At 70.5% G+C, this 13,030-nt stretch carries 14 protein-coding genes; all 14 read left to right on the top strand.

The genetic code is table 11. The features are described 5' to 3' along the window. The first annotated feature begins 66 nt into the window (after nucleotides 1-66). The 14 genes from ABZS40_RS19720 (at nucleotide 67) to ABZS40_RS19655 (ending at nucleotide 12,898) form a co-directional block, all read left to right on the top strand. Nucleotides 67-1,020 (top strand): replication-relaxation family protein, encoded by a 954-nt coding sequence (locus tag ABZS40_RS19720; RefSeq protein ID WP_354944662.1) that lies wholly within the window; start codon nucleotides 67-69, stop codon nucleotides 1,018-1,020. A gap of 549 nt (nucleotides 1,021-1,569) precedes the next feature. After that, nucleotides 1,570-2,403, top strand: coding sequence for a hypothetical protein (locus tag ABZS40_RS19715; RefSeq protein ID WP_354944660.1), 834 nt, complete (start codon nucleotides 1,570-1,572; stop codon nucleotides 2,401-2,403). A 124-nt stretch (nucleotides 2,404-2,527) separates the two neighbouring features. Then, nucleotides 2,528-3,103, top strand: coding sequence for a hypothetical protein (locus ABZS40_RS19710; RefSeq protein ID WP_354944659.1), 576 nt, complete (start codon nucleotides 2,528-2,530; stop codon nucleotides 3,101-3,103). Nucleotides 3,104-3,466: 363 nt separating this feature from the next. After that, entirely contained in the window at nucleotides 3,467-4,390 is a 924-nt protein-coding gene (locus ABZS40_RS19705) for a hypothetical protein (protein WP_354944658.1), read from the top strand. Between the two features lie 125 nt (nucleotides 4,391-4,515). Continuing rightward, nucleotides 4,516-5,298, top strand: a complete 783-nt coding sequence (locus tag ABZS40_RS19700; RefSeq protein WP_354944657.1) for a MarR family winged helix-turn-helix transcriptional regulator — start codon at nucleotides 4,516-4,518, stop codon at nucleotides 5,296-5,298. Between the two features lie 98 nt (nucleotides 5,299-5,396). After that, on the top strand, nucleotides 5,397-6,032 hold the full coding sequence (locus ABZS40_RS19695) for a GGDEF domain-containing protein (RefSeq protein ID WP_354944656.1): 636 nt from the start codon (nucleotides 5,397-5,399) through the stop codon (nucleotides 6,030-6,032). Nucleotides 6,033-6,275: 243 nt separating this feature from the next. After that, nucleotides 6,276-6,710, top strand: a complete 435-nt coding sequence (locus tag ABZS40_RS19690; protein WP_354944655.1) for a hypothetical protein — start codon at nucleotides 6,276-6,278, stop codon at nucleotides 6,708-6,710. Between the two features lie 298 nt (nucleotides 6,711-7,008). After that, nucleotides 7,009-7,524 (top strand): hypothetical protein, encoded by a 516-nt coding sequence (locus ABZS40_RS19685; protein ID WP_354944654.1) that lies wholly within the window; start codon nucleotides 7,009-7,011, stop codon nucleotides 7,522-7,524. Next, the gene (locus ABZS40_RS19680) at nucleotides 7,521-8,555 is read left to right on the top strand and encodes a hypothetical protein (RefSeq protein WP_354944761.1); all 1,035 of its coding nucleotides are present in this window, start codon (nucleotides 7,521-7,523) and stop codon (nucleotides 8,553-8,555) included. Before ABZS40_RS19685 ends, ABZS40_RS19680 begins: the two co-directional genes overlap by 4 nt. 297 nt (nucleotides 8,556-8,852) lie before the next feature. Beyond that, complete coding sequence (locus ABZS40_RS19675) at nucleotides 8,853-9,521, top strand: hypothetical protein (RefSeq protein ID WP_354944652.1); 669 nt, start codon at nucleotides 8,853-8,855, stop codon at nucleotides 9,519-9,521. A gap of 136 nt (nucleotides 9,522-9,657) precedes the next feature. Further along, on the top strand, nucleotides 9,658-10,161 hold the full coding sequence (locus ABZS40_RS19670) for a hypothetical protein (RefSeq protein ID WP_354944650.1): 504 nt from the start codon (nucleotides 9,658-9,660) through the stop codon (nucleotides 10,159-10,161). A 107-nt stretch (nucleotides 10,162-10,268) separates the two neighbouring features. Next, entirely contained in the window at nucleotides 10,269-10,937 is a 669-nt protein-coding gene (locus ABZS40_RS19665; RefSeq protein WP_354944649.1) for a hypothetical protein, read from the top strand. Nucleotides 10,938-11,068: 131 nt separating this feature from the next. Next, nucleotides 11,069-12,232, top strand: coding sequence for a DUF4314 domain-containing protein (locus ABZS40_RS19660; protein WP_354944647.1), 1,164 nt, complete (start codon nucleotides 11,069-11,071; stop codon nucleotides 12,230-12,232). Between the two features lie 180 nt (nucleotides 12,233-12,412). After that, on the top strand, nucleotides 12,413-12,898 hold the full coding sequence (locus ABZS40_RS19655; RefSeq protein WP_354944646.1) for a hypothetical protein: 486 nt from the start codon (nucleotides 12,413-12,415) through the stop codon (nucleotides 12,896-12,898). The last annotated feature ends 132 nt before the right edge of the window (nucleotides 12,899-13,030 follow it).

Here is a 13,030-nt window from a genome sequence, read left to right as displayed (position 1 = left end):
CCCCCGAAGCCAGACACCCCTCCAACGGAGGGGCACCCTCGTTCACCCCTGAAGGGAAACCCACCCATGTCAGCCGAATCTGACAACTCCGACTGCCCTGACTCCTCCCAACCGAATCCGCCTACCCCGCCTGAGACCTCCCCACCACCGCCTGCTCGTCCGCCATCGCGGCAGGAGCGCCTGGAGCTCCTGCGGCGGCTGACCCTGCGTGACCGCACCCTGCTCGCCTGGCTGGCCGAGCACTACCTGCTCACCACCGAGCAGATCACCACCGCACTGTTCACGTCCCGACGCTCGGCCCTGCTGCGCCTGGCGACCCTGCGGCACATCGGAGCGGTCACCCGCTTCGTGGACATCACCACCGGCACCCAGCAGTACCTCTACGCCCTCGGACCGCTCGGCACCGTGCTACACCGCGACGCCTACACCGACCCCGACCAGCCCACCGCCCGCCCGCCGCGCAGCAACATCGAACGCACCGAACGCATCGTCGGCAGCACAAAGCTGCACCACCTGCTCGGCGTCAACCAACTCTTCGTCGACCTGCACGCCTACACCCGCACCGACCCCAACGCCCGCCTGCAGCGGTGGTGGTCCGAACAGCACGCCACCGCCGCCTACGCCGCCGCCGACATCCGCCCCGACGCCCACGGCGTCTGGGCCGTCGGCGAGCGTCACGTCGGGTTCTTCCTCGAGCACGACAACAACACCGAGGACCTCAACCGGGTACTGCGCAAGTTGCGCGCCTACGAACGCCTCGCCGAGTTCGGCCCCCGCTACCCCGTCCTGCTGCGGGTGCGCAGCCGCCGCCGCGAGAACAATCTCCTGCACGTTCTGGCCGACGTGCCCACCGCCATGCCCGTGGCCACCGGCGTCCACGACGAACATCCCGCCGGACCGGCCTGGACCCTGACCACTGAGCCGGGCCTGCGCCGCTGGTTGCACGAACTGCCCAGCGACGACGGCCCCGACAACCCCGCCACCAACCCCCACCGCTTCACCAACCCCGACGACGAGTGAACCCGGCCGAGCCCGACAACGCAGGTCACCGCCGGTGAGCATTACGCCGCGGCGGTGACCTGCGGCGGCAACCTGTCAGACACCTCCTGCTCCTGTCAGATCCGGCCGGTCTGACAGGAACGCCCGCCTCTACCGCCCACCACTGCCCTGAACGTCTAACAGCCCAGCTCAGAGCGGGTTTCGGCGGTCACGCGAGGCGAGAGTCGCTGACAGACCCTCTCGCTATCGTTTCGGCACTACCACACCCCACATATCGCTCCACCCGGTTCGGTCCCACCTCAGGGATCCTCGCCGCACCACCCGGTACGCCAACGCCCACCCGCCTACGCCGGTCGGCACGCGCACCCGCGGCGACCCCCAACGGTCGCACCCAACCACCCGCACCACCGCACCACAGACCGCCCCCACCTACCCAGTGGCCCGGTCGCCTCGCGCGTCAACGCGCGATCTCCACTCCCCATGCCGACCTGACCCGACCCACGAAACCAGTGAGCCGGTCAGATCCGCGCGCCCCAACACGCACCACCCAACCCGAAGGAGGACCCCACCATGTCCGCTGTCAACGGCACCCCGCTGACCCCCCACGGCAGCCGCGTGCCCGCCATGCCCACCCGACCGGCCCCCGCGAAGGCCACCGCGGCGCCCGCGCGCCCACCGGCCCCCGCTCAGGCCAGCAGTGTCGTCCGCACGCCCGTCACGCCGGCACCGACCATCGCCACGATGGTCATCTGCCTGCCCGACGAGGTGCCCGCCGAAGCGCTCACCGCGCATCAGCTGCGCACCCACTTCGGTGTCACCGGCACCCTCACCCCGCTGTTCTGGGCAGTACCGCAGCTGCGGCTGTGGCAGCGCAGCCAGATGATCGGCCTGCGTAAGGGCCGTCCCATCCCCTGCGCGGGAGGACCGTTGCGGCTGCTCGACCTGCACGGCATGCGTCACGCCGCCGCCATCGGCGCCGCCATTCGCTACCAGATCTGGGAGCAGGCGGTGCATGGCACTCGGGTGGCCACTCCGTGGCCGACCTTCGAAGGCCGCACCCTGACCGACCCGCAGAAGTACCCGTACGACACGGCGGTGGCGGACTTCCACGCCCAACCCCGCGTCAACGCCATGCGACTGCACGCCGCCGTCACCCCCGGCCCCGGCCAACCCGGCGTCGGAGAACTGGAGATGTACCAGGCAGGCCAGATGGCCTACCAGCACCACCGAGCCGCGAGCGCCGTCGTCGGCGACGCGATGCTCACCGTCGACGGCCACAAGCTGGCCCCGGTCAGCGACGCCCTCAGCCACCGGGTGACCTACCTCGAACAAGCCCTGCGCCACCTCGACACCCTCGAGCCCAGCCAGCGGCTCCTCGCGGTCGCCCTCGACTCCACCGCATGAGATTCGCCGGACGGCGCGCCCTCAGTCCCCGCACCCGGGGGAACTCAGGCGCGCCGCCCGGCGCTTCGCACGGCCCTTACGGGCACCGGCTTCTACCTCAACCCGCACGCCTAGGAGGCACCTCATGAAGGCAGTACGTCGCGCCACCGTATTGACAGCCGCGCTGACCGCTGTCGAAGCCCTCGCCGACGAGGAGGGCTTTGATGCGTACCCCACCTTGCTCGGCCTGTTCGACTCCACTTCCCTCACCGGGGTAGGAAGCCTCGACACCGCGGTATTTCCCATCGACACGCAGGTGTGGCGCCAGCACGCGATGCTCGGCACCCGCCTCACGCTGCCCTACTGGATCGGCCTTCACGCGATCACCGACACACTGACCACCACCAAGGCCGGCGAGCTGCGGGCATGGAGCCACGCGCAACTGGGGCCCCTGCTCGCCATGGCGTTCCTCGGCGAAGGACTCGACACCAGCGAGTCCGGCCGCCACGCCGCCGCCGCCCTCGGCATCCCGGCCGCCGACGACGGGATCCCGCTGCGGGCGCTGACCGCGTGTGACGTCGACGGCCGCCACTACCAGATCCTGCGCTACCGCAGCGCCGCCGCCACCACGAGCGTCATGCTGAACGACCCGCCGGCTGAGATCGCAGACCACGGCATCGCGGCCGACCTGCGACGTCTGCTCAGCACCGCCCACGCCTGACCTACGCCGACCCGGCAGCCCGCCGCTCACCTGCGGCGCACACGAGCCCGCTCGGCCCGCACGCACCGCCACAGCCAGAAGGCTGCGCCAGACCCTCCATACAGCAGGCCGCCACAGCCGCCGCCGATACGAACGCGTCGTGGGGGCGGTGGCCGGGTGCCACTCACCGACCGGCCGGCCCTCGGTCAAACCTCAGCGCCGCCAACTGCAGGCCCAGGGCATGCGGCCTTCTGCTACGGCGGCGCCGAAGGTCACGCCCTGACGCGCCAGGCGCCCCGGGCGTGGGGCTTCGCCCATCACCGGCCTGAGACAGGCCGCCCTATTCCTCTTCCCGCCCAACACCCTCACGGAGGTCCCTTAACCATGTCCCGACTGTGGTTCCGCATCGAGGACGTCCTGCCCCTGGCAGAACACGCCCTCGCCAGCCCCACCCACCGCCTCACCGCAGGGCAGATCGCCGCCGGCGAACTCAACGGCCCGGCGCTGAGCCTCACCCGCACCGGCGAGCGCGCACAGATACGGTCCAACGGCGTCCCCGTCTGGTACACCCACGACGGCGACGAGCAGATCGCCTTCAGCGCCTCCTGGCGCCGCACCCCCGCCGCGAGCCCCGATCGCGAGCGGGTACAGCACCTGTACATGCCGCTCGGCTCATCCACCGCCGCCGAGCGGCGGCTGATCGATGTCCTGCGCGGCGCGCGTCACCTTGAGCGCAACTGGCTGGCAATCGACACCCCGGTGTGGCCCGGCGCAGCTCTCAACACGATCCACCTGCAGTCCTTCGACTACCGGATCGACATCGCGCCACCCGACGCGCGCTGGCGGCCCGTGATGGTCACCTCGCGGCAAGTCCGCAATCACAGCTATCCCGCCCTGGTGGCCGACGGCTGCAGCACTGACGCTCGCGGCCTCATCTGCCGCTTCGACCCGACCACCGCCAGACAGATGGCCGAAGACCTGACCGGCCGTTGGCGGATGGGCAGCATGCCCGGGGAGTACCCGCTGCTGCGCTTCGACGGCGACATCGCGGCGCTACTGGAAGAACGCGACACCGGCACCGGCGAGATCGTCCTCGATCTCGATGAGCGCTGCCACCCCGATCGGGACGGCTACTACAGCATCGGCGCCCACCGCTGGTTCTGGACCGCCGACACCTGGACCCCCACGCCGCGGCGTGCTCGGATGCGCCTGCACCTGGCCGCTCTCACCGGTCGGCTGCGTAACAGAGCCGCCACCCACCTGCCAACCCGGCAGGAACCCGCCGCGTTCGACGAGCCCCCGTTCTAGCCGCCGGCGGCCCCGCCCCCAGGCCCCACCGGATCTCGGAGTTCCGAGATCCAGCCATCGCACTTGATCCGCGCCGCGGATGAAGCGTGGATCAGTGCCGACCCACCTCACATAAGGAGACGCCCATGAGCGACGCCCCCGAACCGGTGACGCCACACGCTCTGTTCAAGGTCCTGGCCGCACTCGCGGAACTCGGTGACGCCACCGCCGCCGCCGTCGCCGACAAGGCTGGGCTCGGCTACTCCACCGCCACCGCGAAACTACGCGCGCTGGAACACACCGGGCAGGCCGAGTCGATCCGCACCGAGGACAAGCGGTCGGTGTGGCGCCTGACCGACGCCGGCCGGACCAGCGCCGCCGCCGATCGCACTCCGCCGCCAGCCGCCGACACCAGCACCGACGCGCCAGACGTGTCTCCGGCGCAGGCCTCCGGCGAGGACCTGCCGGAGCCGGTCGACACCTTCGACGCTGAACCGCCCACCCCGCAGCCCACCAACCCCACGGACGCCGAACCCTCCGCCACGGCGGCCCCGCCCGCAGCATCCACCGAGCCCGACACCGACGCGGGTCAACCCGACGCAGCCGACGACGGCGAGCCCCGCGCCACGGCGTCCCAAGGCGCCGAGCCGGACACGACCGCCTCGACGGAAACGGCGAGCGCGAGCAGCCGCCGCGCTAAGGGCTCCCTACGCGCGGCGGTGCTGGACATCCTCGAAGCGCACCCCGACCGGGCCTACAAGACCGGCGAGTTGTGCAAGCTCATCGACGCCGCCGAGGCCGACACCGGCGTGCTCAAGGCCCGCCCGGGCGCGGTCGTGAACGCGGCGGTCAAGTTGGTCGGCGAGGGCAAGGTCGTGCAGACCGTCGAGAAGCCCGCGACGTTCCAACTCGCCCCCGCCGCTCAGTAGGCGGCTGCACCCACTCGTCAGGCAGCCCAGGGGCGGGCGTGAAGTTGGACGCTGCTCGCCCGCCCCCGGTGCTCCTTCCTAGAAAAGGAGCCATACCAGTGTCGCAAACCATGCAACAACTGCTCACCTGCGCCGGCGGAGTCGTCGCCGGTCTCGCCCTCGCCGCACCCGTGCTCTCGCGGCAGCAGCGAGCCCTCACGAGGGCTCGCTGGGAGGCAAACCACGACGACATCACCGGCCTGCCCAACCGGCGGCTGTTCCACACCCGGCTGCGCGCCGCCCTCGCCGACAACACACCGGTCGGGGTCGTGCTGCTGGACCTCAACAACTTCAAAACCGTCAACGACACCCTCACGCACGAGGTCGGCAACGACCTGCTCGACCAGGTCGGCCGTCGCCTGTCCAGCCTTCCCACGCCCGTGCGGATCGCCGCGAGGCTCTCCGGCGACGAATTCGCGCTGCTCGTCACCGGTACTCGCGAGGACACCGCCGCCGCGGCCGAGGCCGCCTGGAAGGCGATCGCCACCGGCACGATCTTGGTGGTCAACGCCGACCTGCCCGTGACGGCCTCGGTCGGCTACACCCACACCCACCACCCCACCGTCAGCACCCGGCAACTGCTGACCCAGGCCGACAGCGCGATGTACGAGGCCAAGCGCATCGACGGTGGGGTCCGCGAATACCTGCCCCACCGCACCGCGACGGTGCGCAGCCGCGACCGGCAGCGCCACTGAACCTCGCCCGCCCGAACCTCACGCGCCAAGGACCCCGCAGCCAATCCGGTTGCGGGGTCCTTGCCGTCTTGCGCCCCCGAGATGGGAGACCCCGTGCTGTCCTTCACCGCTGTCCACAACCTCTGCACCTGCCTCATCGAGGCTTCCACCGACTCAACCCGATTCGCATGGAACCAGCCGCCAACGCTGTTGCTCGTCCACGACTGGCCGCTGATCACCGTCCCTACATCGCGGGGCCCGGCGATGCGCAGCCTGGAGTTCCCGCCGCACCCCGGCGACATGCTCGACAACCCGGCCGGACTACCCGCCCTCCTGCACCGCCTCGCGGCCACCCTGCACAGCACTCCGAGGGTCACGCCCTACCACCGCACCCTCGACACGATCATGACCCGGATCCGCGATGCCGCCCCGGACACGCGCCTTCTGGCCTGGGCCGCCTGCTACGGGGACCTCGACACGCTCGACGGCGAACCCCGTCAGATCCGCCGCGTCGATGCTGTCGACATCGACGGAAGGCTCTACCAGCTCACTCACCTCACCGGCGAGGAGCACCCCCTGGTGCTCGTCGACGACACCCCCGACCCCCGCGACCTGCCCGCCACCTACCCCGGCCTGGTCGCGTTGCTGGCCGCCACCGCCCGCTACGCCCAACCCGCGTCCGCCGGGGCGAAGGCATGATCCCGGCCACCGCAGCCGACGCCAGCGCAGACGAGCCGATCTTCAGCCGGTGCGGACCCGACGGCGGGTCCATCCGGTGCCGGGTCTGCTTGGCCGTCAACGAGGTCGTCGTCACGGAACTTCCGGCGTCGATGGCCGCCTGCGGCGAGAACACCACTGCCCGCTGCTTGCGCTGCGGGTCGAGCGAGACCACCGACCCGGTGTACGGCTGGCGCGCCAGGCCCCGCACCCCCCGCCTGCCCCAGACCGAGCCCCACGTGAAAGCGCTACCCACACCTGCGTGCGAAGGAGCCTGTCCGTGAGTACCACCTGCTGCATCGGCGCCACCGACCCCGACAACTCAACCCTCGTGCGCGCACGGATCGTGCACTACGACGGATACCCGTCCAACGTGCTGCCGACCCTGGCCGCGATCTGGGCCACCCACACCCACCGGGACACCGCCGCGCTGATCACCACGATCCTCACCAACGACTGGGAGCAGCTCGACGAGGACACCACCGCCAGCACCGACTCGAACTTCGCCGGCCAGAAGCCGGTGCCCGGAGTCGGCATCACCCTGGCCTCCGCCAGCGACGGCCTGACGGTGGACCCGCCGGAACCGGTCACGGTTTTCCCGCTCTGCCACGCCGGGCACCTCGACGTCGAGTGGATTTACCTCATCGATGCCGCCACCGACACCATCGTCGTGCACACCGGCGACGGGACCCGCGTCTCCGTCTACCCGCTGGGCACCTGCCTGAGCACCGACGGCGCCGGGGCGGCCGAGCGGCGGTGCGGATCGCACCCGCCACCAGCATCGGCACCGCGATGAGTGCCCGCGCACTCGGTGCGGTCGCCGCCGGGGTGGTCGCTGTGCTGGTGCTCTGCGCTGGCGGCATCGCCGCGCTGTTCGGCGGAGGCGGCAGCGCGTCAGCCGCCTGCTACACCGCTGTCGGCCCAGACGGACAACCGGTGCTGCCCACCCTCGCGGCGTCCCCGCCAACTGACGGAGCTGGGAGCTGGAACAGCGAACAACTCGCCAACGCCCGCACGATCATCACCGTCGGCGCCGGACAGCAGGTGCCAGCTCGCGGCTGGATCATCGCGCTCGCCACCGCCATGCAGGAGTCCGGGCTCCGTAACCTCACCGGCGGCGACCGCGACTCCGTCGGCCTGTTCCAGCAACGCCCCAGCCAAGGCTGGGGAACGCCGGCCCAACTCGGCGACCCCACCTACGCCGCCGGCAAGTTCTACGACAAGCTAGCCGCCATCACCGGCTGGCAGACCATGCCGCTCACCGAGGCCGCCCAAGCAGTCCAACGCTCCGCCTACCCCGACGCTTACGCGAAGTGGGAGGACGACGCGACCTCACTTGTGCAGGAGCAGGTCACATCAAGCGGTGGCGTCGAGCTCGACTGCTCCTCCATGCTCGGCGCCGCCGAGCCGGCCCCGCGCAACTCCGACGGCTCCTGGCCGGAGGAGAACTGCGCTATCCGTCCCGATCCGACCACCGGCACCGGCTGCGTGACGCCCCGCCTACTCCATCTCGTCCAACAAACCACCGCTGCCGGCTTCCCAAAGCCAGGCTGCTACCGCGTCGATGACCACGGCGAACACCCGAAAGGCCGCGCCTGCGACTGGATGATGACCTCCGGCGGCGAAGCGTCCGGCACCCAGAAAGCCCGCGGCGACGCGATGGCCGCATGGGCCGTCGCCAACGCCGACCGTCTCGGCATCCAGTACGTCATCTGGTTTCGCCAGATCTGGACCGAGTCCGAAGGCTGGCACCCCTACAACAACCCATGGGGTGGCAACGACCCCTCCGGATGGCACACCAACCACATCCACATGAGCGTCCAGTAAGGACGGACCAGCTCCTCACGCCTACCTGAGAAACCCAGAGCATCCCCGCTGGCGCCGTGGACGCTGGCCTCAAGCGGGCTACCCGCTCAACCCGCAGGCAGTTCGAGAAAAGCCGTGATCGCGAAGCGGCGATCGATGGCCCCCGCAGCCCATACCCCGCACCACGAATAACGCCGTCTCCCAGCACGGGCCCTAGCGGCGAAGCCGGCGGACCCACGATCACCCGATTCGACGGCGCCCGACCACGGGCGACCCGCCGTACCCCCACCCACAGTTCCCAATGGAGGAGGAAGGCACGTGAGCCCACCCGCACTGATCGGTGTCGCCGCACTCCGCGGCAGGTACACCGCCCGCTCCATTCAGTTAGGCGAGAACCCGGAGGTCCTGGTGCCGCTGCTGCGCCGGATCTGGACCGAGACGTTCGGCCGCGACACCGCCGCGATGGCCGGCGCGCTGCTGGCCCGTAACTGGTGGAGCCTCGCCGTCGACCCCAAGCCTCGGCGATGGCACCGGCAGCCGCCTGTAGCGGGGCTGGGCTACCCGGCCGTCACCGAGATCAACACGATCCGGCAGGGATCGCTGCGAGAGAAACTCGACGGGTTCGACGAGTGGCTGTACCTGCTGCGCCTCGACCAGCGGCTGCTGGTGGTGTACGAGGCGACGGTCCACGGCCGCTGGCTGCGGCACAGCGTGCACCACCTCGACCCGGTCGAGGACCTGTTCGTCACCGCACCCGCCCTCGACGAGGGCGGCCCGGTAATGACGGTGTGCACCGTCTGCGGGGCGGTCGACGAAATCGACCACGTCGAAGTGCCGTCCATGGCCGGCTACGGCCACGACACCGCCACCATCTGCACCCGCTGCGGCTCCTCGGTGGCCACCGACCCGATGTTCGGCGCCCACATCACCCGCAAGCCCTGGCCGCCGCATGCCCCCACGACGGATGACGCGGGCGGCACCCGATGAGCACGTCCCCCCCAACGCCGCCGCCCACCAGCGGCGGTACGGGGTCCTCATCACCGATGGCGAACTTCCTGAGCACGCGCGCCTTAGTGCCATCACCGCACCCGCGACAAGACCGACAACCCGAAAGGAAGGGCTCATGATTCTGCGCACGCAGGAGGAGATCCTGCACCGCATCGACCAGCACGCCACCGCTCGTGAGGACATGTTCGGCATCCGCCGCGAACTGCTGATCAACGCCCTCGATATCGACCACGCCCGCCCGTTCCTGCAGCCCGACACCACCGCGCCGCAGTGGAACCGCCACCGTTGGGATAGTCACGCCGGCCCCGAGGAGTATGGCCGCAACTACCTATGGTTCGCCGTGCACAAGATCCTGGATCACCGCAGTGGATCCGCAGGACGCGCGGTCGACAAGCTCACCGAACTGGCCTGGCTGTTCGGCCGCGACGACGTCGTGACCGCTATGAACAGCGCCGCCTACCCGATGTACGGGGCCCCGAAGATCACCGTGTTCGCCGATGGGCTCGGCTGGCCCCTGCACAGCCTCTCGCAGGACCCCGACTGGCGTGACGCCTTTATCCGCATGGCCACCGGCCTGCCCTGCAGCCCCGACGGCTGCGTCCGGGGATGCGAGCAGTAACCCCGCCCCGGAACGACCCGCCCAGCACGTGGCTCACCACCGGCCGCGACCCGACCGCGGGTCGCGGCCGGATCTCGTTTCCCCCCTTACCGAAAGGACCACCCCAGGTGACCTCTCAGCCGCCCCCACCCGAACCCACCGGCTACATCCCGCCCCTGCCGCCCCTGCCGCCGGCAGCGCCCGTAGACCTCGGCGCCTACAGCCACGATCCGGGCAGCACGGTCCTCGACCGCGCCGCCGTCGAATACCGCCTGGCCGGCCGCGGCGAGAACGGCAGCGCCATCGCCGTCGGCGACCTCGTCGAACCAGTCGGCGAAGCCACTCGACAGCGGGTCACCGCCGTTGACCACCAGACCGGCCAGATCACCATCACCAGCGACAGCGACACGCCCCGCACGCTCGCCGGTCGTGATGTGGAGGTCGTCAGCCTCGCCGCGCATCCACCGGTGCCCGACGACCTCCTGGAAGGGCTGAGCCTGGAGCAGGCGCGGGAGCGTTTTACCGACATCGCCTCCGACTACGGCAGATATCCCCAGTACACGAACGCCTACTTCGCCGACTGGGTGTTCGGCCGCGTCGTGGCCGATATCCATTGGCGCAACGACCCCGCCGCGCCGGTGGACTTCCCCGCCGGGCAACGCGTGCTCGTGCGTCCCGACAACCGGCCCGTCTACGGCGCGATCAACCCGCCCACCCTGACTGCCTACTGCACCCGCGGCCCCCGACCTGGCATCCCCACCGCGGTCTGGCCGCATCAGATCCGCCTCGAGAGCTGACCGCCCCAGCACGCCTGGCGTCCCGCCGCGACGACACCACGGGCACACGGGCGAGGACAGCCCCACCGCGGCAACTGAGACCGCCAATACCAACGGCCGCACCCACGACACCATTGAGGAGGGCAACTGCGATGACAAGCTCTACCAGCAACAGCGACCCCGAAGAACAGCCCGCAGCGGATCATTACCGCCGCGGCGACCGGGTCGCCTTGGAGCACACCAGCGACTCCGACACTGGGCTGCGCCCCGAAGCCCAGGGCACGGTGCGCCGCTACGACCCACAAGGCCAGGTCCTCGACGTGGCCTGGGACGGCGGCTCCCAGCTGTCGCTTCTGTTGGGCGAGGGCGACCGTGTCCGTCGGCTCCCCGCCGTACCCCCCGCCGAGTTGTGGCAGCCGGTGCGTGATGCGTTGCGTGCCGCGGGGGAGGCTGCCGGTCGCGACGCCGCCGGCTGGTGGGCGCAACACACCCTGGGCGGCCAGGCGCGCGGCGACGTCACCGACATCGCGCGACGGGTCTTGTCCGGCATCGAGGACATCGTCCCGATGATCCTCGACGGGCTCCCGACAGCCGATCGGTACCACCTCGCCGAGGACCCTGAGCGGTACGCCGAGCACGCCCCGCCCGGCGCGCCAGCCTGGCAGGACCTGAGCGTGCAGCAGTGCGACCAGGCGCGGTGGGCGTGGTGCGACGGCTACGACGACGCCGCGCACGCCGAGGCCGAGCGCCAGTGCCGCATGCTCCTGCACCCCGACGGCGACGAGAGCGACCTCACCCATGTCCACCCCGACCGTGTTCGTCTGGGCGGGCCGGGTGTGTTCGCCGGCGACTGGGCCTGGCGGCCCAACGCCGACGGGCAGATGCGCGTCCCGGTCGGGTTCGTCGGCATCCTGGTCGACCTGTGGAACGGCTGGGCCGTGTTCACCTGCACCCGCGAGGTCGCGGAGGCGATCGTCGCTGACCAACAGGCCGCCCGCGACAGCCTGCGCCAGTCCCTGGCACAGGGAGGTTTGCCCGAGGCGGACCTGGACCGCGTCGTGGACCAATCCATGGCGCGGCTGTCCTTCGACGGAGACGCCATCGTCGCGGACTTCACCCGCAACGAGGACGACCTGGACGCCATCGAGCGAGTCAGCCCGGACACGGACGGCCGGTACGACGTGATGGGCCGGTCGTGGACCTGGCTGCCTGTGCATCCCTACGACTGTGACCGCATCGTCGGTGCCATCCCCGACCCACCAGCGCACGGCCACGCCGAGCACGGCCCCCACCGCACGGGAGAGGTCGGTAACTGACCAGCGGACACCCGACCGTCGGCGAAGGCCGCAACCCGGACAAAGCGGCACCGTCGCGCCCACGCCGGTCGCGGACACGCGCCGGCTCCCGTACGCCGTCGACCTCCAGTCGATGCCGCACCATCGTCCGCTTCGGCGATGACAGCTACTTCGAAGGAACAAATCATGATCAGACGCCGTGTGTACGAGATCGGCGACCGGCTAGAAGCGCTGCGCGACGTCCCGAGCAGGGATCCGTTCGGTTTCCGCCGAGAGATCCTCCTGCAGGCGCTCAGCTACGAAGACGCCCGAGTGCTTCTTCCCGACTGGGTAGACGCGCGGCTGTTCGACCATGAACGGTGGGGTGGGCGCCCTGACCCCGAGACGTACGCCCGCTCTTACCTCTGGTCGGCGGTGCATGACATCCTGACGCATCGCCGCCGCTGGGCGGGCCGGTCGGTCGATCAGCTCACCGAACTGGCCTGGTTGTTCGGCCACGACGACGCTGTCGCGGCCATGGACGCGGCCCCCTACCCGATCCACGGGGCGCCGAAGATCGCGGCCTTCGCCGACGGGCTCGGTTGGCCGCTAGGAATCATCGGCGACGCCAACCGGCGAAGGTTCGCGCGCATGGCGGCCGGTCAGCCCTGCGACCCCAATGGCTGCCGCTACGGCTGTCAGGACTAGGCAAAGTCACCTCCATTGCCAGCGGCCACAACCGCTCGCCAGATGGCACCAAGCGGTGCTTCCGAGCCTGACCGCCGTCAGCAGCCCAGATTAACCGCGAGTCCCGCCCAGACAGAGGGCCGGCTGACCATC

This window comes from Micromonospora sp. NPDC005324, assembly GCF_040607155.1.
Taxonomy (GTDB): Bacteria; Actinomycetota; Actinomycetes; order Mycobacteriales; family Micromonosporaceae; genus Micromonospora; species Micromonospora trifolii.
Note: the sequence above shows the minus strand (reverse complement) of the source record. Positions and strands in the feature narration are given on the sequence as shown.

What these genes read in the sequence shown, in the direction of transcription:
- ABZS40_RS19660 (WP_354944647.1), top strand. Translation starts at nt 11,069, where the DNA reads ATGACAAGCTCTACCAGCAACAGCGACCCCGAAGAACAGCCCGCAGCG.
- ABZS40_RS19705 (WP_354944658.1), top strand. Translation starts at nt 3,467, where the DNA reads ATGTCCCGACTGTGGTTCCGCATCGAGGACGTCCTGCCCCTGGCAGAA.
- ABZS40_RS19680 (WP_354944761.1), top strand. Translation starts at nt 7,521, where the DNA reads ATGAGTGCCCGCGCACTCGGTGCGGTCGCCGCCGGGGTGGTCGCTGTG.
- ABZS40_RS19720 (WP_354944662.1), top strand. Translation starts at nt 67, where the DNA reads ATGTCAGCCGAATCTGACAACTCCGACTGCCCTGACTCCTCCCAACCG.
- ABZS40_RS19710 (WP_354944659.1), top strand. Translation starts at nt 2,528, where the DNA reads ATGAAGGCAGTACGTCGCGCCACCGTATTGACAGCCGCGCTGACCGCT.
- ABZS40_RS19690 (WP_354944655.1), top strand. Translation starts at nt 6,276, where the DNA reads ATGCGCAGCCTGGAGTTCCCGCCGCACCCCGGCGACATGCTCGACAAC.
- ABZS40_RS19715 (WP_354944660.1), top strand. Translation starts at nt 1,570, where the DNA reads ATGTCCGCTGTCAACGGCACCCCGCTGACCCCCCACGGCAGCCGCGTG.
- ABZS40_RS19700 (WP_354944657.1), top strand. Translation starts at nt 4,516, where the DNA reads ATGAGCGACGCCCCCGAACCGGTGACGCCACACGCTCTGTTCAAGGTC.
- ABZS40_RS19670 (WP_354944650.1), top strand. Translation starts at nt 9,658, where the DNA reads ATGATTCTGCGCACGCAGGAGGAGATCCTGCACCGCATCGACCAGCAC.